The organism is Fluviicola taffensis DSM 16823 (assembly GCF_943372375.1).
GTDB classification, from domain to species: domain Bacteria; phylum Bacteroidota; class Bacteroidia; order Flavobacteriales_D; family Crocinitomicaceae; genus Fluviicola; species Fluviicola taffensis_A.
In genome coordinates, this window is sequence record NZ_CALRYJ010000005.1 from 45072 (window position 1) to 67693 (window position 22622).

Sequence of the window (22622 nt, forward strand, 5' to 3'; positions counted from 1 at the left end):
ATGGCAGCAATTGAAACAATTACAAACACGCTTACGAATTCTCCGCTTTCATCAATGATTGAAAACATGGGAATTTCCGTAGCAAAAGCGCAGGCAGCGTTGGACAGTAACTCCATCGAAATGCTCAAAAGTCTCGCTTCCAGCACCGTAGAAATCGGAGAAGATAAAATCAGCTTATTAAACCTAGGCTTTGTTCCCAGTTTCTATGCTTTTACGGAAGCAACTTTCGATGCAAAAATGGACTTTTCTCTAGCAGAATCGACTTCCTTTAACGCAGACGCGACGGTTTCAGTGCAAACACAAGTAGTTTCGGCTACTGTTAGTGCAGGTTTTGCCCGCAAATTCGATCAATCAGCTTCGGCTTCTTCGAGTATTGCAGCCCGCATGGTTTCACTGCCTCCACCTGAAAATTTAGTGACCCTTCTGAAAAATTTAAATCCGGTAGGACTCACGACAACAACGTAATCTTTTAATCAACAAAAAAACAACAAAGTATGTTTGAAAACACCAAACCACGCATTGGTCAGGAACTTCTTGACGTGCCTATGGGCGACATGATTCGCCAAATGGCTTTTGCAATCGCAGAAGCACAAATCGTTCTAGATCAGAACTCCATTGATGTAGCTGAAATGATGGGCGGTTTAACAACCGTTACAGATGACAACGGAAACGTTACTTTCGAAGACAGCCGTGTATATTTCGGTCGGGAAAAAATGACGAAAGGTCAAGCTATTGCCCGTCACAATGCTACGAGTAACCAACAGGAAAAAGCTGAAATCCGTGATTTATTAGGGCCGGCAGCATATAAACCGGCTTTACAAATAGTCCATACGCCTTACGCCGGACAAGACATCGCGGTAGATACCTATGGAGAATTCAACGGATCCTTTTACATTGGAACAGGAACCTCAACGGATGCAATAATTGTAACGAAGGGAGATTTTCAAATTTCATCTGCTGTTGAATCAACAGACGATTCTACAATTTTAAGTCTTCCACGCAGAATTTCCATGTTGGAATGCGGTTTCACACCCACTTTCTACCAATTCGTGGATACAATCATCGAGGTTAAAATCTCCATCAAGTATACACAAGAAGGGAATGCAAACAGCAGTGTTTCTATTGCCAACCAATCTCCTGCAAGACGTATTGGATCAGGACTTAAAAAACTGAAGTCCGGAAAAACCGTGCAAATTTCACAGGTGAATGCTTCTTATTCTCAAAAGTATAGCTATTCTGCTGAAGGGTCGAGTTTGCTTCGCACCAAATTGGTTCCACTTCCACCACCAGCAGCTTTGGAGGAGCGCATCCAACGATTGATGGATGAAGAGTTTAATAATGTAATCGTTACTCCGGTTCCGTAAACCAATAAATCCCGGGCAGCTGTCAAAGCGGCAGCTGCTCTTTTAACCCTTAATCTATAAGCATATGGCAAATGTTGGAAAAGAGTTATTGAATGCTCCGTTTCCCGAATTAGTTCGCACGCTTGGTGTAGGGATTGCTGAAGCTCAATATGCACTCGATCGTGTTTCCATTAAGATCGCGCAGTTAATGGCGGGATTCAAGGTGAATGACGACGGAACGCTGGAAAGGGACGAAACAGCATTGATCGTTCTTAGAGAAGGAGACGAAGGAGTCAGTTTATTGGCTCTGGGCTTTACCCCTACGTTCTATCAATTTGTAGAAACCTACATCGAACTCAAACTGGCTATTTCAATGAAAACTGAGACCGAAGCTTCTGTAAGCTCAAAAGTTGCGGGAGTTGCCTGGTCGCCATTTGGTGTCGTTGCAGCCTCCGTAAATGCCAGTTATTCGCAGAAATATCAATATGAGGCAAACGGAAGTTCCGAAATGCGCACCAAATTGGTCACAGTTCCTTCGCCAGCAATGTTCGAAAGTCGTTTGAAAGAACTGATGACAGAATCACAAATAGCGCAAATTCAACCTTCTCTCGAAGCGGAATAGAACAAATGGAAATTAAAGACTAACCATTCTAAAACAAGATTATGACAAAAAGCTGGAAAAAACTCGTCAAAACCACTGATTCCGATTCAAACAACGGAAGCGAAAACTCTTTTAGTAAGATCCAATCAACGCTGGATGAAATTGCAGCGCAAAATGAAGAATTGGATGATTTGTTGAAGGAACGGCAGTCTTTGGAAAAGGAGATGGGAAATTTACTTCAATCGAATAATCCTGTAGCAGAAGATCCTCGGTTCTCCAGTACTATCGACTCGTTTAAAAATAAACGTGAGAAAGAAAAAAAAAGAGCCGTTCAGAAGAGAAAACTCGAAGAACGGCTCTTACAAAAAAACAAAGAATTGGAGAAGTGGGAGCAGAACCTGAAACGTCTGAAAAATAAACTCACCCTCCAAAAAAAATCCGCCCTGGCGGAAAAAAAAGAAGCCAAGCAAGATCCTTCAACCAGCCTAAAAGCACCCAAATCAACTAAAAAAAGTTCCGAGAAACGGCTATTTGACACCGATACAATCCGGAAAAAGAAAGATGAAATAGAAAGAAAGAAGAAAGTGCTAACCGAAAAGGTCAAGAAGTTGGAAAAACTCCCTGAGAAAATCAGGGAGCTAAAATCCACACTTGATTCATTCGGACAGAAGGATCTTGCGAAGTTTCAACAAAAACTGGACCCCGAGAAAAAAACTGTAGAAATTCCAACGCGAATTCGCAGGATGAAAGATGACTGGGATGAAAAACGTGAAAACCAAAAAGAAAAACTGCGGGAAAAAGTAAACGTCAAAAAACTTTCGGAAAAACTGGAGGAAACCAGACGTTTCGGTCAATCTGTAAAATCTGAAATCAAAAATTCTTTGGATTCCCTGGAAGAAAAAGTTCCTGAAATCAGAGAGCTAACGGATAATCTAGAAAAAGACTTGTCCTTGGATGATCGTCAGAACAAGGTTTCCGAAAATATTTCCTCTAAAAAATCAGAGGAAAAAGAAATGGAACAGAAAGAGACCAATCGCAGAGAAAAACTGAAAGAACAATTTCTAACCAGAAAAAAGGCCGAACGAAAAGAAGAAGAACGGTCAAGTAGAAAAAAAGAACGCAAAAACGAAAAATACACTTAAAAATGAGTTCAACAACAACCACTAATTCGCTGGCCCTGCATGAAATAGTTCTCAGCATCGCGGACAGTTTGAATGAAGCGCAGGAAACCCTGCGCAGCGTGTCTCCGTACGATGAATACGGAAGACCAAACACACTCTATCAACTTCCCTATTTAGATTTTAATCTGGAAGTTATCTCCCAGTTTGAAACAAGTCAAACGGGAAGCTCTACCGGCGGAAACGGTATTCGTTTCATACCATTTCGCAGCACCGAAACAACGACCAAAAACCAGGGAGTAATTACCAGCAATATTTCCGGACGCTTTGTTGCTGTTATGCCGAATGAAGGATTACCGCAAATCGCACTCAGCGCAATTACTAAATTCAATGAAACCAACAGCGAATATGCCATCTATTCAATCGCTGTAAAAGCAGTTCAACCAAACAATGAATTTGTGATCGGTCAGAGAATAGAGATCAATTTCGATGAAGCCACTTCAATGGATCTCAATTCTAAAATGTCGGTTTCGGCACCTGTTTTTATTGGTGCGAAAGATGGATATACCAGAGCCGACGATGGAAATGTATATGTACAGGTTAAACTGAAAATCGCAGAATACAACGCAGGAAGGACCTTCGTTTTTAAAGCCAATAGTGGAACACAATTTATCTCAATCGCAATTAGTAAGCCATGATAGAATTTGATCAATTAATCTTAAAGCTGAAGCTTTATAACTCGCTAAATGAACCAGTCGACGGTATGGTTCTAAACGTGCAATATTACAGTTTTCCAGCCTCGCAATGGGTGAATGCTTTTAGCGACATGGTCGAAACTGGCGAGATGCTCATTGTGGGAGAAACCGCCACGACAGGAAATGTGGCAGAGATGGATCTATATGCACTAATCGAGTCCGGAAAATTACCTCCGATGCGTGTTGTTCCAAGAGACAAGATCGGTGGTCGTGAAGTATTTGATAAACAACCGGTAATCGGAAGTTCATTTGTCTTTAACCTGGAAGTAGTCGATGGAGAAACACAATTCGTCATTGATTTCGGTACGCTATATATGGTACCCAATGAATTGATTGTTGATTCAAGCAGTACCTTTGCTGATATTCTTCCAGTTACCAATTATTTCCCGGTAAACATCGAACAACCAGCGGTTCCCCCGGTTCCAATTCAGGATTTGTATACAAACATTGTTTCTGAAATCGCTTCAGCGAGCGAAACATCCATAGATTCTCCGTTTAAGTTGTCTAATATTTCATTGAAACTGAAAGCACTAATTCATGAAGACGGCGGTTCAATGAGTGCTTCATTACTGAACTTTGAGAATTCCGAAAATGTAAATGGGGACGCGATCAGCGAGTTGGTTTTTGACATCACTCCTGCTCAAAACAGGCAGAATGGTGGAATAGGTATTCCAAACCTGATCGGATTAACAGAAACCGCAGTTCGAAAAGTCTTGAAAAAACAGGGATTAAAACTAAATCCGGTTTATCAGAAAAAAGATTCTGTCGTTAACGGAGATTCTTTTAAACAATTCCCTCAACAAGGAGTAAGCGCCCAACCAAATCAATTAGTAACCGTAATTTTTAGTAAACATGAGTGAACCAACTAACCCCGTACAATTATTCAGCGAATTGCTTGGCAGTCCGCTGGGTGAATTAATCAGTTCCGTCGGACAAGGAGTCGGCGATGCACAAGCTGCCCTTGACCAGGGAGCACTTGAACAAACTTTGGAGATCTATGATCTGAGTAAAGATGGAACAAGACCGGAAGACGAATTAAAATTACTTACGCTGATTCGAGAAATCGGGTATCAGCCTACTTTTTACACCATTCCGGAAACAGAAGTAGAAGCACAAATTTCATTGTCTTTGGATCTGAAATCTCAGCAAACAAGCCCGATAGGCGGAACTCCGCTTTCCAAATTCAAAGTGAATGCAACGCCGTTAAATGCAGGAAATGTCAATCGTTTTGGCTTACAGGCAAATGCAATGGCCAAACTGAAATTCAAAATCGTTCCCGTTCCACCTCCGCAAAACGCTGCAGAAATCCGGAATGTTCCTGATTTAAGTACCAGAACCTGGAATGAAGAAACAAAAGAACTCCTTGATAATCTTGGATTTACTTATGAACTAAGAACTCCTGCAGGTGAACTGATCACCACTGAAGATTTGACATCTTCTATTTCGTTACAAAGTCCAGACGCGGGAACAATCGCTAACATCTCAAAAACACCTCTGGTAATTACTTTAGGAGAAATCTGCAAAGTACCGGAATTGGTTGCGGAAGAGTGGAGTGCCGAAACAAAACAACTGATCCAGGATCTTGGAATTAGTTATGAATTAAGAACTCCTGATGGAATCTTGATTACAGATGAAGAAACAGCAGAAGGATTACCGATCACAGGTCAAATTCCTGAAGCTGGAACTTTCGTGAACACAACAAGTACTTTGCTAGTACTTACTGTTACCATCTCATTCTAAGACAGGAGCCTGAAAAAGTTTGGGATGCAGACAATGTTCTGCATTCCAAACTTGAATAATTGAAAACCAATCACTCAACCACCACCATGCTTAACCAAAAAAATACGACCACTATTTTCGATCATGTTGCGGAGATAAACAGCCAAAAAGAATACTGGTACTTCCGTACAGATGGAGGAGACCATTACACAGACTTTATTCAAAAAGGATATATCGGGATCAGTTGGAATTTCATTTCAGCTTCGGATATTCGCGAAGAGAACTTGGAATATCTCCGAAAATCGGTAATCACAAACAGTTACAAATACCGAAATGTTCCTTATGACTGGCTGGGATCCGGAGAAAAATCATCCGTCACCAAAACCATCAATAAACTGTTCACATTCAAAAACATGAAAAAAGGAGATGTGATCCTTATCCCTTCTGAAGAAGCAGATTGTTTCAGCATCGGTGAAATTGCAGATGATGAAATCTATAACGCATCGGAAGATGATTTACCGACAGGCGGATATCACAAAAGAAGAAAAGTGAACTGGCTGAAAACATCTGTCAAACACCATTATTACAATTCGCTGTTCTATTTGCTAAAACATTCACACACCATTGTTTCCATTAAAAAACACGCCGATTTCATTGATTCGTTGATGGAGGAACTATATATCAAAGACGGTGATTGTTTCCTGTCCCTGAGAATCAATAAGGAATCTGAAATCAGCCTGAAAGACCTGAAAGATCTGTTCGATAATTACCTGGAACTTATCTCTAAGGTAAATTCCGATTTCAATTTCGGAGAAAAAATCGATACCACAACGGTCAAACTGAGTTTGAATTCTCCTGGATTCATAAATATCAAACTACCGGATGGAAAATCATTGATCATAACCAGTTTAATCTTGTCCATGTTCTTAAATGGGTGCTCCAATGATGAAATCAGTATGAAGATAAACCGGGAAAACATTCCCACCGAGTATATTCCTTACATGGATTCCATTCAAAACATCCGGAAAAACCTGGAAGTGGAGAACGACACTATTTTTTACCGCTTAACAAATATCACTGATGGAAACAGCAAGTAGTTTTTTGGCTTCGGGAGATAACGTATTCAAATTCCTGTTGACCATGTGCATCGGAACCATTCTCTTCAATATCATCTATCCAACCGATAAAATCCGGGAGGTCGAAATACGCAGAAGTGAATTGAATTACAAGTTGAACGTCATAAACAATGAATCCAGGACACTTTTTGACGAAGTAAAAAAATTAAAGCGCTTGGAAGATAAACTTTCAGACCTGTCCTCTTCGGTTAATGCCGGTTTCCTGAAAAAATTGGAATCATTCGACTTGAAATACGAATTGCTCACGAAGAAAGATTATGAAATCGAACACTTGCGAAAACTGATCGATATTTCCGAAGACGAACTGGATTTCTATTCCAGTTTCCGATTCTGGAGTTATTATCCTTCCATGGTTATTGGGTTGTTATCGTTGGTTTTTTGGATTAAATTTTATGTGAGGAGCCAAGAAACAGAAGATCACTAAAAACCCTTCATTTACAAGCTAAATAAAATTTTGACATACTCTTTTTTTTATTTAAATTTGATAATATAACTTTACTGTCATGAGTGCAATTGTAAGTAATAGTGATGAAGTAATTCAATCTACAAAAGAAGGAAGATTATATATTCGTACACAAGATTTTTTCAGACAACAAAAGGTTCAAAAGATCATTTTTGAGCTACTCGAATCAGATCTGATCAAGGACATTGAAGAATATCAAAAAAATCGCGAGAAGGAAAAAGAAAACAAAAAATGACGTTTTAAATGCCTTGGAACCTACTATTGCTGCCCCTTGTTGCGGGATACTACATATTCACAAAATCATATCTTTTTAAATTCAAACAACAAAGGCTCGATCAACAAAGATTAATCTTTGAGAGTATTATTTTGGCTGTCATGGCTTCCGTAATAACTTATCTACTAAGGCTACTTTACGAATCTGTAACCTCGTTTGAATTTCAGCAAATTATTTATAAAGCTATCCCAATAAAATCACCTTACACAGGAACCTCTTTATGTGTATTACTTCTTTCAATCGGTACTACTGAAATAAGTAATTTGTTTTTGGATGAAAAGAAATATATTACAAAGGCTATCAAATCAATTGGAAACGAATTTGAATTATTACTAAAATCATCATTTACAGATAATAAACTTCTATTATTCACTTTAGATAATGAGAAAATTTATATCGCTTGGGTAAAGGAACTCCCAATACCTTCTGTATCCAAATATGTTAGAATAATACCAATAATTAGTGGATACAGAGATGATCAAAAAAATGTCGTGTTTACTACGCATTATCTTTCCGTTTATGCAGAATACATTAGTGAAGGTAAAGTAAGATCAATTGAAGAACTTGATACAGATTTAATTCTGAACTCAGATAATATTGTAACTGTTAGCTTTTTTGATATCGATATGTACACTGTTTTCAACACAGTGGGAAAAGTAGGGTCTAAATCTTAATCAAAGGATTATTCGGATTATGACTTCTAATCTCTCCTAAACCTTCAGTCTCTTCACAATATTCGTGGTGCTAAAACCTTCAACCAAGGCAACAGTTTTGACTTCTCCACCATTCGCCAGGATGACATCTCTGCCGACAATGTACTTTTTGCTTTTTGGGTCTTCTTCAGCTGCATCGTAATCCGCACCTTTCACCAAAACACTTGGTTTCAACAATTCGATAACTGAAACAGGGGTATCCTCATCAAAAAAAACAACGCCGTCCACAAATTCCAGGGATGCCAAAATCAAGGCTCTGGAAGATTCGGGATTGATTGGTCGCTCCTCCCCTTTTCCTTGTCTTCTTACGGAAGCATCCGTATTGATTGCAATAATCAGTTTGGAACCGAAATCTGCAGCTTTTGCCAGGTAAGTGACATGTCCTTCATGCAAAATATCGAAACAGCCATTGGTAAACACCACCTTTTCACCTGCATTTTTCCATTCCCGAATGCATTGAACCATTTCATCCAACGAAGTAACTTTACTCTTGATCTGTTCGAATTTCCCCATCTTTTGAATAGTTTTTTGGTAAGAGAAAAAAGGATATTACTCCTAGAACAATGATTAGGATGGTTTGCGAAGACCAGATGATCATTCCCAAAGCATATCCGATTCCTTTTGCATCGCTGCCATATTGATCTTGGAGATAGTACTCAATGACCAATCCTACAACTATCGGAAAAATTCCGAGCCCTCCATTGGTTAACGTGATACCTAATGAACCGGCCAAAAAAGCAAGCAGCATTCCTTTCGTCGGAACATCGGTTGTTTCGTCCAATGCAAAAAAGCAGATGGAGAAGTAAACGATATAGAGTACCCAAATAAATAAGGTGTGTCCAATAAATGCTCCCGGATTTTTGGTTTTAAAAACAGAAAGAGCACCTGCAAATAAGCCTTTTATGAAACCAATCACTTTTTGACGGATGGATTTTATCAGGAACACAATTGCAAATCCGAGTAAGAAAACTCCTGCAATGATCCATTTGACCAATTGAACTTTAGATGCAGATTCCGGATTACTGTTCTCTATCAATTCCTTGATTTTCCAAAAGTCTCCCGCTCCAACTACAGAAGCAACCAGCGCAACGGAAAAAAGCATGATGAGGTCAAAAACACGTTCTCCTAAAATAGTTCCGAAAGATTTGGAAAAAGGGACACCATCCGACCGATACAGCATAGCAGCACGTGAAGCTTCTCCAGCCCTTGGAATGGTAAGATTCACAATGTAACCGATCATGATTGCATGATATCTGTTCCAAAAAGAGGTCTTGTATCCAAGAGGTTCCAGCAGATACTTCCAACGATAAGCTCTTGAAAGCAAAGCAAAGAAGCTCAATAGTAATGACAGGAAAATCCAGAAATAATTGGCTTCGTGAAGTGCCTTGTAAAAAGCAGCTTTCACCACGGGGTCCATAGAAGTGAAAAGGTACCAGATCAGATAAACGCCTAATACCAGTGGTAAAACTGTCTTTAGAAGGATACCTGCTACTCTTTTCATCAGACTATCAAATTAGTCAATTCATTCGGAAAAACCAAAGACGGTTTAAATGATCTTGCTTCTTCCATGGTCATGTACCCATAACCGATAATGATTATCATATCTCCAACGGCAACTTTTCTGGCTGCAGGACCATTCAGACAAATTGTCCCACTTCCTTTGTCACCTTTTATAACGTACGTTTCCAATCGTTCACCGTTATTGATATTAACAACTTGAACACGCTCACCTTCAACCAGATTAGAAGCTTCCATCAATGCTTCATCAATGGTAATACTTCCTACATAATTCAATTCAGCTTGAGTAACACGTACGCGGTGAATTTTTGATTTGACTACTTGTATCAACATGTTTGTAAAAATCGAAGTGCAAAGATAGCACTATAATTACGAATTATGAATTCAAAATTACGAATTAGACCAGTGTTAAATTATCAATCAATCGGACCTCTCCGCAAAAGCAGGCGATGCACATGCTTGCTCCCGGAACCCAATCAGTTGTCAGATCTTTCAAAGTAACCGGATCTACAATATTCAGATATTCAAGTTTAAGTGAACCCGTTTCAAAAAAGGCAATCGCCTTAGTCCTTGTTTCTTCAGGTGAAAATCGGTTCGCATCTGTCTTTGCCTGAGACAAAGTCCTGTAAATAATCAATGCTTCTTCTTTCTGCGATTCGGATAAGCGACTGTTTCTGCTGCTCATTGCCAACCCTTTTTCAGTTCTGGAAGTCTCGCATGCAATAATCTGAACGGGTAAGCTCAACTGTTCGACCATTTTCTTTATCACGGCCACTTGCTGAAAATCCTTCAATCCGAAGAATGCTTTTCCAGGAAGAACCAATTCGAACAAACGGGAAACCACTTCAACCACCCCTTTAAAATGTCCGGGTCTGAATTTACCTTCCATTACTTGATCCAATCCTTCTAAATCTACCCGGGGAGATACCCAATTTTCGGGATAAATTTCTGTTATTGAAGGAAAAAAAGCAAGATCACACCCGAATTTTTTCAACAATTCCGCATCCGCTTCGGGAGTTCTTGGATAATGTTCCAGATCGGATGAATTATTGAACTGTGTCGGGTTTACGAAAACGCTCACCACAACAACGTCACATTCAGCATTGGCGCGACTTACCAAGTCCATATGACCATGGTGCAAAGCTCCCATAGTTGGTACAAAACCAATGCTTTTACCTTCTTTTCGGAGTGCATTCAGAGCCTGCTTTAGCCGCTCAACCGTGTTGATTATTTCCACTTTTCTACCCTTTCATTCAAAACAAGCTGGCAAAACTATATTAATATCTTGAAGATTCCGTCTTTTTTTCTTAATTTTGCACTTATAATATTCAAAAATTCCCCTATCGAATTCTATGGAAAAAAAAAGGATTCTCTTTGTTTCTCAAGAAATATTCCCATTTCTTGCTAAAACAGAAATTTCTCACAACGCTCGTAAGCTTCCGCAAGGAACACAAGAGAACGGTAAAGAAATCCGTGTTTTCACACCTCGCTTCGGCAGTATTAACGAAAGAAGACATCAACTTCATGAAGTAATCCGCCTTTCGGGAATGAATATCATCATTGACGATAACGATCATCCGTTGATTATTAAAGTGGCGTCAATTCCTACTGCTCGTTTGCAAGTCTATTTCATCGATAACGATGAGTTTTTTAAACGCAAAACAAATGTAGCAGATGATAAAGGTGCTGATTTCTCTGACAATGACGAGAGAAGCATGTTCTTCTGTCGCGGTGTTTTGGAAACAGTGAAGAAATTGGGCTGGAAACCGGACGTGATTCATTGTCATGGCTGGATGACTTCCCTAATGCCGTTGTACATCAAAAAAATCTACAATAAAGATCCGCATTTCGCTGATACAAAAGTAGTTTATAGTATTTACGACCACAAGGAAGGATTCGAATCAGCATGGGACGAACGCTTCCATGAGAAGTTGAAATTTGATGGATTTGATGAGGATGTCACAAATTTAGTTAAATCACCAACTTTGGATGCAATAACTAAAGCCGCTGTAACGTTCTCTGACGGGGTTATTCAAAGTAGCGAAGTCATTCAACCTGAATTGCAAAAAGTCTACGATGAAGCAACTTGCTTGAAATTGAATTATTTACCAGAAGAACATTTAACAAAAGGACTATCAGAGTTCTTTGATAAAGTTATAGAAGAAGGCATTTTGATACAATGATGAATTTAAAAAACCTACATAACAACTGGCGGAAAGTAATTTTACTTTCCGCTTGTTTTGTATTAACACTTTCCGTTTTACCCAGCTGTAAGAAAACATCTTCCAAGTTTGGATCAGAAGCGTTGGACATCAATGACTTATTGGCATCCGGCGGTGTGGATACTTTCGACCTGAAAACCTATTCGGTTTTAGAAGATTCATTAACCAGCGACAATCAAATTTTTGGAATGGTAGGAGCTTATCACGATCCGAAATTCGGGTTAGTAAATGCTTCTTTGTATGCTCAGTTTACAATTGACGGGCTGACGCAATTTAGTAGTGGAGAAACTTTAAACACCATTGATTCCGTAGTACTTAGTCTAAACTACGGTGGCTATTACGGAAAACTAGGTCCTCAAACATTTGAAGTTTATCAACTTACAGACACATTAGACCTTGATACCGATTATTATAGAAACAGCACCAAAACGACAACGGGTATAAACCTGGTTGATCCGGGATCTGCTACACAAACTCCAAAGACGGATGGCGATAAATTTGTTCTTAGTAATGGTGACTCAGTAAACCCTCAACTTCGCTTAAGATTGGATAATTCATTGGGGCTACAATTCATTAACGATATCCTTGCCGGAAATACCGCATTTCAAAGTAGCGATCTGTTTTTGAGTGAACAATACTTCAAGGGATTGAAAATCAATGTAGCAAACACAACACCTGCAAGCGGACAAGGTGCCATTATCTATTTCAATCTGCTAAATAGTCAGACAAAAATGACCATTTACTTTAAGATGAATGGTGACACGGAACAACGGGAAATCAGCTTAAAGAATACTTCTAAATGTGCAGATTTCAATCATGCAGATATCGATCATACAGGTTACCATATAGCTGATGTTCTTGCAAATCCTTTAAACGGTCAAACCCAATTCTACACGCAATCCTTAGACAACAGAGCTGTAGTGGAGTTTCCAACGGTAAACAATTTGAAAAGCAATTCACTTATTAATAACGCTTTGCTTTACATCCCTGTTTCGTATCAAAATGGGAGCTACTATTATCCAAGCGTGACACTTGAAGTCGGATATAAAACCGACAGTGGAGAAATCGTCACATTTAGAACTGCTTCGTACGATAATAACCAGAAAGCATTCGTCATTGATTTGAGAGACTATATTCAGGATATCGTGTCAGGAAAAGCTGAAAACAGAGGTTTATATCTGAACCAGTCCTCGCTTTATTTCAATTGTACTGCAGAAAGAATTATCTTCAATGGTCCTGCATCACCTTACAAAACAAGACCCAAATTAGTTATTAAATACACCGAATTTAAATAGACATGTGTGGAATTGTAGCATATATCGGAAAGAAGGAAGCTTATCCTATCTTAATCAAAGGACTAAAGCGTTTGGAATATCGTGGATACGATAGTGCAGGAATTGCCCTATTGGACGCCGGAAAGGTAAATCTTTACAAACGCCAGGGAAAAGTATCCAATTTAGAAGAATTTGTAGCTGGAAAAAATATTGCCGGACATGCAGGAATTGGTCATACGCGTTGGGCAACTCACGGAGCTCCGAATGACATCAATGCACATCCACATTTTTCGAACAACGAAAAAATCGCATTAATTCACAACGGAATCATTGAAAATTACAATAGCTTAAAAGAAGAGCTTATTGTACGTGGATATCATTTCAAAAGTCAAACGGATACCGAGGTATTGGTTCACTTGATTGACGATATTCAAAAGAAAGAAAAGGTTGATTTGGCTGAAGCAGTTCGCATGGCTTTGCAAAATGTCATCGGAGCTTATGCCATCGTGGTTATTTCTTCAGACAATCCGAATCAATTGATCGCTGCGCGTAAAAGTTCACCTTTGGTTGTCGGAATCGGTAAAGAGAATGACTTCTATCTGGCTTCTGATGCCACTCCGATTATAGAATACACTAACCAGGTGGTTTATCTGGAGGATGAGGAAATTGCAGTGGTTGATCTGGTAACAGGATTAAACATCACCAATCTTCGCAATCAGCCGAAAACACCTTACGTTCAGGAATTGGAAATGCAATTGGAAGCACTTGAAAAAGGTGGATACGAGCATTTCATGTTGAAAGAAATTCATGAGCAACCCCGTTCCATTAAAGATTGTTTCCGCGGACGCTTAAATGCGGCTGAAGGATGGGTTTCATTAGGAGGAATAAAGGATTATGAGCAAAAAATGATCAATGCACAACGCATTGTCATGGTTGCTTGTGGTACATCCTGGCATGCTTGTTTGGTTGGAGAATATTTGTTTGAGGATTTGGCCCGAATCAATGTAGAAGTTGAATACGCTTCTGAATTCAGATATAGAAATCCGATCATCAACGAAAATGATATCGTCATTGCGGTGTCACAATCCGGTGAAACTGCTGATACCTTAGCAGCTCTTGAATTGGCAAAATCGAAAGGTGCAACGATCCTGGGAATTTGTAATGTGGTTGGATCCTCCATTTCACGTATCACGGACGCAGGTTCGTATACGCATGCAGGACCTGAAATCGGAGTTGCTTCTACAAAAGCATTTACAGCGCAGGTTACTGTCCTGACTTTGATGGCACTTTCTCTGGCACATAAAAAAGGAACTTTAAGCGAATCCAAATTCAGAACCATGCTTTCCGAATTGGAAATCATTCCGGATAAAGTAAAACGTGTTTTGGAACGAAATGCGGAAATTGAAGAAATCGCCAAGATCTATAAAGACGCAAACAATGCACTTTATTTGGGAAGAGGAAGCTCATTCCCGGTAGCTTTGGAAGGCGCATTGAAATTGAAAGAGATTTCCTATATCCACGCTGAGGGCTACCCGGCTGCAGAAATGAAACATGGTCCGATCGCTTTGATCGATGAAGAAATGCCTGTTTTCGTTATTGCAACAAAAGGAACTTCCTACGAGAAAGTTGTCAGCAACATCCAGGAAGTGAAAGCACGGAAAGGAAAAATCATCGCAATCGTGACAGAAGGTGACGTAGATGTAAAAGCGATGGCTGATCACGTAATTGAAATTCCGGATACGGACGAGCACTTGGTTCCGATTCTGGCAACGATTCCGTTCCAATTATTGAGTTATCACATTGCTGTTATGAGAGATTGCAACGTCGATCAGCCAAGAAACTTGGCTAAATCGGTAACGGTAGAGTAATTAAGATCTATAAAAAACGAAGGCTTTTGTCAATGACAGAAGCCTTTTTTGTTTTACCTAAAAACAACTAATCAATTAAAAATCAAACATATAGACCAAGATCTGTTCGTAAATTTGCAAATTCTCGAACAAGCGAATTCGAGAATTTCTAAATAAAAAAAGGGATCATCTGCAATAGCAAATAATCCCTCCTCTTTTTCATATTTGGGGTTTGGTAGAACTTGTTTATCGGGAGATCACATTCCCTTTTAACATGATTTCTTCGTTGTAAAGCGTAATTTTCATGTCCTTTATTGACTCTTTTTGATCGAAATAGAGCGTGTGAGAGATCAAACCCTGACCACTGATCACCAATGAAACAGGATCTTTACTTTTACTCCAGTCCAATGGAATTTTGAATTTTCCATCTTTGTCAGGACTCGTTGTAGAGATCACACTCCCCGAAACATCCATCAATTGAATGGTTACAAGATCGTATCCTTTTCCATCTAACAAAATCCTTCCACCGGTAAATTTTTCATCTGTATGATCGTAAAATTCCCTGACGCTGACCATTCCATCTAAAGGTTCCTGATAGATCACCTGAGTAGTATCTATTGGTGTCACTTGTGCATTTACATGAATGGCGGAGAAAGTTGTCAAAGCCAGACCCAAGGCCACTGCTTTCAAGTCAAACGAAAAGGAATGATTCCATTTCGTCAATACATATGTCTTCTCCATCTGCGCAGGTCTAAATCGACCGCAAACAGACTCGTTCTTTTTTCCTTCCAGGTAATTGACTATTGAAACATCCGACATATTACTGAAATCCACAACGATTTTACTGCATGAAGAGCAAAATCTTCCTTTTGCTTCCGGCTTCATTTGGTTCCAATCTTCGTGACAGGGTTCTTCTATGGAATAGTTGATTTTTTTCGCTTTCATCATTTCGGTTTTTACGATTATCTATCAGAAACAACTTTACCCATTTTCATTCTTTGCTCATATAAGGTAACTGTCAAATTGCCCAAAGACTTATGATTGCTGAAATAAACTGTTTGAGCGCCGTAACCAGGTGAACTCACACGAATAGAAACCGGATCCTTAGTCCAATCCAATGGAATCTTGAAAGTTCCGTTTTTTTCAGGTTTGAAAGAAGCCAATTCATGGGATGCACCATCCATCAGAGAAATTCTCACAGTTTCATACTCTTTACTTTCCAATTTAATCCTTCCACTTGCAAATGATTCATCACTATGATCATAAACCATCGCAACTTCACCTTGAAGCATTACTATTGGTTCGTTGATAGAATCATGCTGCTCAATAATTGCTGAATTTTGCGCCTGAGACGGTAAAGCCGAAAACGTACTCAAAGCCAAACCTAAAGCCACTGCTTTCAAATCGAATCCAAGTGCAGGAGATTGCGATTTCGGCAACAGATAAGTCTTCTCCAATTGCTTTTCTTCAAAACGACCACAAACCGATTGATGTTTATTGTTCTCGAGATAAGTCACAATGGAAAAATCAGACATCTTACTGAAATCCACCACCGTTTTACTGCACAATTCGCAGAAACGACCTTTCACTTCCGGTTTCATCTGACCCCAATCTGCATGACAAGGTTCTTCGATTTTATAGTTTACGCCTTTCGACTTCATAATTTCAGTAATTTAAATTATTCACTGATAACATCTCCCTGGATCACTTCACCACGGATCATTTCAACCTGATCCACCAGTTCAATTTTCATATCCGCAATGGAGTGTAAATGGTTCAAATAAAGGGTTGTTTGCTCATAATTATCCCCACTCACTTCAATGAAAGCCGGGTTCAACTTCCAATCGAGATCAAAAGCAAATTTTCCTTTTGAATCAGGTTGAGTTGTTTTCAAAACCTTTCCTTCTTTATCTTTCAATCGAACCGTAATTCCTTTGAAATTTTTGCTTGAAGTTGTCAGGATACCGCTAGCTTTCTTTTCTTTGGAATGATCGTATCTTGGTGCAACTTTCCCTACAACAAATGGCTCGACAGCTATCGGATCCACTTCCTGAATGGTTCCGACAACAACGGGTGGAACCTGATAATTCGTATCAATTTTAATGGGCTCTTGGGGTTCTGTTTGAGCAAAACTATGAACAGCTGAAAAAGTGGTCAGCGCCAAACCTAGAACCACAGCACGCAAGTCAAAACTTGGAGCAAAAACAGGTTGATTCAATTGATAAACACGATCCAGCTGAGGTTTCGTAAATCGTCCACATACTTTTTCAGTCTTGTGACTTTCCAAATAATTGACGATTGAAAAATCAGACATTCCTGTAAAATCAACCACCGTCTTTTCACAAGATCTACAAAAACGCCCGTCTGTTTCAGGCACCATATCGTTCCAACTTTTATCACAAGGATTTTGAATGGAATATTTAATTGCTTTTGCTTTCATCGTCTGTTTTTTGGTAGTACAGTATAGAACTTAAAAAGTTCAAAACTATTTTGTTTATTTATTAACTTCCTACAAAACCAATTCTTTTTTTTCATAAATTCGTTCAAAACCAGTTTGTTAATGATTCGAATAAAACGATTTCAAAGAACACTAATTATACTGTTAGCAGCCATTAATTCGCTATTCTACTCCAGTTCGCGAACCAATTCATTGCCGGACATTCTCTCCAATACATTTATCTTTACGGGAATTGTCACTTTAACCGTTTTCAGCTACGTCTTCATTCAAAACAGCTCACGCAGAAAGAAAGCCAAGTTAAAATCCTAAAATTCCCTTCTTTACTGCATCTTTTTAGTCCCAAGATTGACTTTTTTAGGTATTTTTGAACAACTTGAAGAATATCTATGGGTAAACTATCAATTTTCTTTGCGCTGATTTTAGGCGCTAACACAACTTTTCTGGCAACGGCTCAAGAATTTACTCCGGAAAAAATGTGGTCTCTCAATCGAATTTCAGGGACAATAGGCTCACCCAACGAGGAGTGGATGATCTACCAAAGCACCAAAACCGATTATACCGTAAACAAATCGAAAACCAACACGTATCTGGTGGAGTTGAAAACCGGAAAATCAAGTGTTTTAGCAATTGACGGGGCATGGAATTTCATCTGGAATTCGAACAATCAATTAATTTTCCTGCAACCCGTTGGAACTGAAGTTCAATTGCAAAGCTTGAATCCAAGCAGTAAAGCAGTGAATACACTTCACCATTTCGGCACAACCGAAGTAGAAGGAATGGCTTTAAGCCCGGACGGAAAACGATTTGCAACCCTGGAACCTCTCAAGATCAAAGAAACAGTTCAAGATAAATATCCTGATTTGCCACAAACTTCCGGAAGAGTTGAAACAGATTTGATGTACCGCCATTGGAACCAATGGTCTTCACCAAGTGTTTCACATTTGTATTGGTATGAAAGTTCCGTTGAAGGAAAATTCACCAAAAAAGGAGACGTGATGCAGGGAGAAAATTTCCCTTCGGTAACAGGTCCTTTCGGCGGAATTGAAAGCGTTTGTTTCAGTAAGGATGGTCAGACTATTTTCTACTCTACCAAAAAAATGGCAGGGAAGAATTTTGCACAATCCACCAATTCGGAAATTTATGCTTTTCATACTCCGGATAAAATAACGACAACCCTTTCTTCCGCTCACAAAGGATACGACACCAATCCATCCATCAATTTCACAGGAAAGACCCTTGCATGGTTAAGCATGGAAAAAGACGGTTTCGAGGCAGATAAAAATCGCATCCGGATCATGGACCTGGAAAGCAGACAGGAGAAAGACCTGACTGCAAATATCGATGTCAGTGTAAACGAATTTGCTTGGCATCCTTCAAAAGAAATCATCTATTTCACAGCAACAACAAATGCAACGAAGCAATTGTATTCATTGGATGTGAAGACTGGAAAAATTCAGCAATTGACTTCAGACCGATGCGACTATGTCAGCTTCAGCGTCTTGAAAGAGCGCATTTTACTGGAAAGACAAGACATGATTCATCCGACAGATATTTGGATCTTCACACCAAAAACCAACCTGTTGGAACAATTGACGCATGCGAATAAAGACGAATTGAATGGAATTGCGGAACCGACTGTTCAGGAAAAATGGATAACCACAACTGACGGAAAGAAAATGCTCACCTGGGTGATTTATCCGCCAAATTACGATCCCGCTAAAAAATACCCTGCTTTACTTTATTGTCAAGGTGGTCCGCAAAGTCCCGTTTCCCAATATTTCTCCTACCGTTGGAATTTCAGATTGATGGCTTCTCAAGGTTATATTGTCGTTGCTCCAAATAGAAGAGGCTTACCCGGATTCGGTCAGGAATGGAATGATGCCATTTCGAAAGACTGGGGTGGACAGGCTATGCGGGATTATCTGACTGCAATTGACAGTTGTGTTGCTCAGATTCCAGCTATCAACAAGGATAAATTAGGTGCTGTAGGAGCAAGTTACGGTGGGTATTCAGTTTATTATTTGGCTGGAATTCATGAAAACCGATTCAAGGCATTCATTTCTCATTGTGGATTATTCAACCTGGAAAGTTGGTATGGTACAACAGAAGAGTTGTTCTTCGCCAATTGGGATATCGGTGGACCTTACTGGTTGCCGGAAAACAAGGAATTGTATGCAAAAAACAGCCCTCACAAATTGGTGGACAAGTGGAATACTCCGATGCTTGTCATTCATGGAGGAAAAGACTTCCGTGTTCCGGAATCTGAAGGAATGCAGGCTTTCCAAGTGCTTCAATTGAAAGGCATTCCAAGTAAATTTCTTTACTTCCCGGATGAAGGGCATTGGGTAACCAAGCCACAAAACAGCATGTTGTGGAATAGAGAGTTTTTCGATTGGTTAAATACTTATTTAAAGTAAGGATCCGCTGTCGCAGATTAGCATAATAAGAAAGTAACAAAAAAACAGATCCGTTAATGTGATCTGACTAAAAATAAAAAATTAAAGAGATATGTGGAATAGAATAGCCAATATCATTCTAAGAAATCGTTTTATCATTCTTGCTATCATGGCATTGCTGACCGTATTATTCGGTTATTATGCCATTACCGGTTTGAAGATCGACAATAAGTATGGAAACATGCTTCCAAAGGATAGTCCAACACAGATCACTTACCTGAACTTCAAGAAAATGTTTGGAGAAGATGGTTCCGCATTGGTCATCGCTATCCAGGACAAGGACTTGTATTCAAAGGAAAAATTCCTGCTTTGGAAAAACCTGGGTGATTCCATCCTTCAAATTGATGGTGTAACTTCTGTCATTTCCGAAGCAAAATTGTTCAACCTCATAAATGATACTGCCACCAGTCAGTTTATTATCAAACCCATTTTCTCTGATATTTCATTCAAAGAGAAATCCATTGAACAAATAAAGACGGAGATTAGAAGAAATCCTATTTACAGTGGACTTCTTTACAATGATTCCGCACATGTCAGCCTGATGATGGTGAACATTGATGAGAACTTTTTGGTCGATAAGGAAAAACAGAAAGTGGTCATCGAAATTGAAAAACTGGCTCAGTCTTACGAAAACAAATTCAACAAAGTACACTTTGCCGGTTTACCTCACATGCGTGTATTGATCGGGAAACGCGTCATGTCTGAAATGTACATTTTCGTAGTCCTTTCCCTATTGGTTTCTTTCGGAATCATGTATTTCTTCTTCCGTTCCGTCCGCGTTACGCTCATTAGCGTGCTAGTCGTAATGATTACAGTAATTTGGGCCATGGGAACAATCGGATTGTTTGAGTATAACATCTCAATTATGATGGCATTGATTCCTCCGTTAATGATTGTAATCGGAATTCCAAACTGTATCTACCTGTTCAACAAATACCATTACGAATTCAAACAGCACGGAAATAAGATCAAGGCACTAACACAGGTTATCCGGAAAACGGGAACAGCCATGTGGTTAACGAATGTCACTACAGCTATCGGATTCATGACTTTCCTCTTTACAAATTCAACCAAATTCTTTGAATTCGGAGTGATCTCATCCGTGAATATCATGCTCTGTTATGTGGTTTCTTTGTGTTTGATTCCGATTTTCGCCTCCTTTTCCAAACAGCCAAAAACAAGACACTTGAAGCATCTTGACCGCAAAGCGGCGGTGAAGTTCCTGGAGCGATTGGTGAAAATAACGGCTAATAACAGACGTGCAGTCTATGTGATCACAATCCTGTTAACCATTGGAACAGGAGTTGGAATCTTCTTCATGAAAGTTACCGGTAACATTACGGGAGATTTACCTTCAGGAGACCCGATTCTGAAAGACATCCAATTCATGGAAGCCAATTTCGGTGGAGCAGTTCCTTTTGAAGTGTTGATCAACTACAAGGAAAAAGGGCGCTTATTTGGAAAGAACACGATGCAAAGTGTTGAACAAGTTCAGGATATGCTTGCGAAAGACACCTTGTTTGCAAAAAGTCTTTCCATTGTCGATTTTGTGAAGGTTGTGAACATGGCCTATTACAACAACAATCCGGAACAGTATAAAATCTTTGCAACCAAAGACAAATTGCGTCTGAATGCTTACCTGAAGAATCTGTCCACAACAACCAATAATTCCACTTTCTCGATTAAGGAATTGGTGGACACTACCAATCACATTCTTCGAATCCGAACTTCCATGAAAGATTTGGGGTCTTATGAAGTGGAAGACCAGGTGCATTTGATTGAACACCGCATTGACAGTATCATGAATCCGGATAAACCTGCTTTGGAAAAATACTATGCCAAATTTGAAAAAGGCAAAAAGCAATACATTGATTCCATCTTCAATTTGTCCAGCGGAGTTTACAACAATGTTACGTCATTGATATCCAATGGAAATGAGAAAATGCAATATGCCTTTGACTCAGATCCCGAATTGGTGCGCAACTATTTTGGTAAACCGACCTTCAAAAAAACACTTCGGAAAGCAATCGATAACGAATACTACGATGTCACACTTACCGGAACATCCGTGGTGGCTTCAGAAGGAACCAAGTATTTGGTAAGCAACCTGACTTCAAGCATTGTGTTTGCAACTATTTCGATTGCAGCCCTGATGGCTTTACTTTTCTATTCCTTCAGAATGGTCGTTGTCTCTATGATTCCGAACTTGATTCCAATGGCTGTTACGGCTGGAATTATGGGGATTTTCGGAATTCCTTTGAAACCGTCTACCCTATTGATTTTTTCCATTGCATTGGGAATCACGGTCGATAATACCATTCACTTCCTGGCCCATTACAGGCATGAATTGAAAATGAAAAAATGGGATCTGAAAGAGTGTATTGCGATTTCTATTCGGGAAACCGGATTAAGTATCATCTATACTTCTGTCATTCTATTCTTCGGATTTATCGTATTTGTATTCTCTGATTTCGGTGGAACTCAAGCCTTAGGATATCTATCCGCAATCACTTATTTTGTAGCGCTTTTCACCAATTTGATCTTACTGCCATGTTTGTTATTAAGTTATGAGCGCAGATTGACAACAAAATCATTTGAAGAGCCATTATTTGAGATTTACGATGAAGACTCGGATATCAATTGGGACTTATTAGAAGTTGAAAAATCCGAATCAATCGAGAAATCGAAAAAAGAGGAAGATTCAAACGAAACAAAAGAAGATTAA

The 22622-nt window shown here is 39.3% G+C and carries 23 protein-coding genes; 16 read left to right on the forward strand and 7 right to left on the reverse strand.

The features are described from left to right. From AAG807_RS08995 to AAG807_RS09045, 11 genes are all read left to right on the forward strand, one after another. Window positions 1-465, forward strand: coding sequence for a hypothetical protein (locus AAG807_RS08995; protein WP_341902631.1), 465 nt, complete (start codon window positions 1-3; stop codon window positions 463-465). Window positions 466-494: 29 nt separating this feature from the next. Beyond that, window positions 495-1364: a hypothetical protein gene (locus AAG807_RS09000; protein ID WP_341902632.1), complete on the forward strand. Its 870-nt coding sequence runs from the start codon at window positions 495-497 to the stop codon at window positions 1362-1364. A gap of 64 nt (window positions 1365-1428) precedes the next feature. After that, window positions 1429-1965, forward strand: a complete 537-nt coding sequence (locus AAG807_RS09005) for a hypothetical protein (RefSeq protein WP_341902635.1) — start codon at window positions 1429-1431, stop codon at window positions 1963-1965. 41 nt (window positions 1966-2006) lie between these two features. After that, a complete protein-coding gene (locus AAG807_RS09010) occupies window positions 2007-3086 on the forward strand; it encodes a hypothetical protein (RefSeq protein ID WP_341902637.1) in 1080 nt (359 codons plus the stop codon). A 2-nt stretch (window positions 3087-3088) separates the two neighbouring features. After that, a complete protein-coding gene (locus AAG807_RS09015; RefSeq protein WP_341902640.1) occupies window positions 3089-3760 on the forward strand; it encodes a hypothetical protein in 672 nt (223 codons plus the stop codon). Then, window positions 3757-4677, forward strand: coding sequence for a PASTA domain-containing protein (locus AAG807_RS09020; protein ID WP_341902642.1), 921 nt, complete (start codon window positions 3757-3759; stop codon window positions 4675-4677). The genes AAG807_RS09015 and AAG807_RS09020 overlap by 4 nt, the downstream gene beginning before the upstream one ends. After that, complete coding sequence (locus AAG807_RS09025; protein WP_341902645.1) at window positions 4670-5557, forward strand: hypothetical protein; 888 nt, start codon at window positions 4670-4672, stop codon at window positions 5555-5557. Before AAG807_RS09020 ends, AAG807_RS09025 begins: the two co-directional genes overlap by 8 nt. Before the next feature lie 59 nt (window positions 5558-5616). Next, window positions 5617-6633 (forward strand): hypothetical protein, encoded by a 1017-nt coding sequence (locus tag AAG807_RS09030; RefSeq protein WP_341902648.1) that lies wholly within the window; start codon window positions 5617-5619, stop codon window positions 6631-6633. After that, window positions 6617-7096, forward strand: coding sequence for a hypothetical protein (locus AAG807_RS09035; RefSeq protein ID WP_341902650.1), 480 nt, complete (start codon window positions 6617-6619; stop codon window positions 7094-7096). Before AAG807_RS09030 ends, AAG807_RS09035 begins: the two co-directional genes overlap by 17 nt. Before the next feature lie 79 nt (window positions 7097-7175). After that, entirely contained in the window at window positions 7176-7370 is a 195-nt protein-coding gene (locus AAG807_RS09040) for a hypothetical protein (protein ID WP_341902653.1), read from the forward strand. A gap of 8 nt (window positions 7371-7378) precedes the next feature. Continuing rightward, window positions 7379-8083: a hypothetical protein gene (locus AAG807_RS09045; RefSeq protein ID WP_341902656.1), complete on the forward strand. Its 705-nt coding sequence runs from the start codon at window positions 7379-7381 to the stop codon at window positions 8081-8083. 36 nt (window positions 8084-8119) lie between these two features. Here the strand turns inward: AAG807_RS09045 and AAG807_RS09050 are convergent, their stop codons facing one another. From AAG807_RS09050 to panC, 4 genes are all read right to left on the reverse strand, one after another. Further along, entirely contained in the window at window positions 8120-8635 is a 516-nt protein-coding gene (locus AAG807_RS09050; RefSeq protein WP_341902657.1) for an adenylyltransferase/cytidyltransferase family protein, read from the reverse strand. Continuing rightward, the gene (locus AAG807_RS09055) at window positions 8607-9623 is read right to left on the reverse strand and encodes a lysylphosphatidylglycerol synthase transmembrane domain-containing protein (protein WP_341902659.1); all 1017 of its coding nucleotides are present in this window, start codon (window positions 9621-9623) and stop codon (window positions 8607-8609) included. Before AAG807_RS09055 ends, AAG807_RS09050 begins: the two co-directional genes overlap by 29 nt. After that, window positions 9623-9973, reverse strand: a complete 351-nt coding sequence (panD, locus tag AAG807_RS09060; RefSeq protein WP_341902660.1) for an aspartate 1-decarboxylase — start codon at window positions 9971-9973, stop codon at window positions 9623-9625. Before panD ends, AAG807_RS09055 begins: the two co-directional genes overlap by 1 nt. 64 nt (window positions 9974-10037) lie before the next feature. Next, window positions 10038-10877 carry a pantoate--beta-alanine ligase gene (gene panC, locus AAG807_RS09065; RefSeq protein ID WP_341902662.1) on the reverse strand — a complete coding sequence of 280 codons (840 nt, stop codon included), beginning with the start codon at window positions 10875-10877 and terminating at the stop codon, window positions 10038-10040. A gap of 115 nt (window positions 10878-10992) precedes the next feature. Between panC and AAG807_RS09070 the strand changes: the two genes are divergently transcribed. Genes AAG807_RS09070 through glmS form a run of 3 tightly spaced genes read left to right on the forward strand, consistent with a single transcriptional unit; the run spans window position 10993 to window position 15004 of the window. Further along, the gene (locus tag AAG807_RS09070) at window positions 10993-11823 is read left to right on the forward strand and encodes a glycogen/starch synthase (RefSeq protein WP_341902664.1); all 831 of its coding nucleotides are present in this window, start codon (window positions 10993-10995) and stop codon (window positions 11821-11823) included. Continuing rightward, the gene (locus AAG807_RS09075) at window positions 11820-13157 is read left to right on the forward strand and encodes a DUF4270 family protein (protein WP_341902667.1); all 1338 of its coding nucleotides are present in this window, start codon (window positions 11820-11822) and stop codon (window positions 13155-13157) included. Before AAG807_RS09070 ends, AAG807_RS09075 begins: the two co-directional genes overlap by 4 nt. Window positions 13158-13159: 2 nt before the next feature. Next, entirely contained in the window at window positions 13160-15004 is a 1845-nt protein-coding gene (glmS, locus tag AAG807_RS09080; protein WP_341902669.1) for a glutamine--fructose-6-phosphate transaminase (isomerizing), read from the forward strand. A 225-nt stretch (window positions 15005-15229) separates the two neighbouring features. On the opposite strand, the gene AAG807_RS09085 is transcribed toward glmS, so the two are convergent. Genes AAG807_RS09085 through AAG807_RS09095 form a run of 3 tightly spaced genes read right to left on the reverse strand, consistent with a single transcriptional unit; the run spans window position 15230 to window position 17423 of the window. Beyond that, entirely contained in the window at window positions 15230-15928 is a 699-nt protein-coding gene (locus tag AAG807_RS09085) for a hypothetical protein (protein ID WP_341902672.1), read from the reverse strand. Between the two features lie 17 nt (window positions 15929-15945). Continuing rightward, window positions 15946-16644 carry a hypothetical protein gene (locus AAG807_RS09090; protein WP_341902675.1) on the reverse strand — a complete coding sequence of 233 codons (699 nt, stop codon included), beginning with the start codon at window positions 16642-16644 and terminating at the stop codon, window positions 15946-15948. A 17-nt stretch (window positions 16645-16661) separates the two neighbouring features. After that, window positions 16662-17423 (reverse strand): hypothetical protein, encoded by a 762-nt coding sequence (locus tag AAG807_RS09095; protein ID WP_341902678.1) that lies wholly within the window; start codon window positions 17421-17423, stop codon window positions 16662-16664. 404 nt (window positions 17424-17827) lie between these two features. Between AAG807_RS09095 and AAG807_RS09100 the strand changes: the two genes are divergently transcribed. Both AAG807_RS09100 and AAG807_RS09105 read left to right on the forward strand, forming a co-directional pair. After that, window positions 17828-19858, forward strand: a complete 2031-nt coding sequence (locus tag AAG807_RS09100; protein WP_341902680.1) for a S9 family peptidase — start codon at window positions 17828-17830, stop codon at window positions 19856-19858. A gap of 91 nt (window positions 19859-19949) precedes the next feature. After that, window positions 19950-22622 carry an MMPL family transporter gene (locus tag AAG807_RS09105; protein WP_341902683.1) on the forward strand — a complete coding sequence of 891 codons (2673 nt, stop codon included), beginning with the start codon at window positions 19950-19952 and terminating at the stop codon, window positions 22620-22622.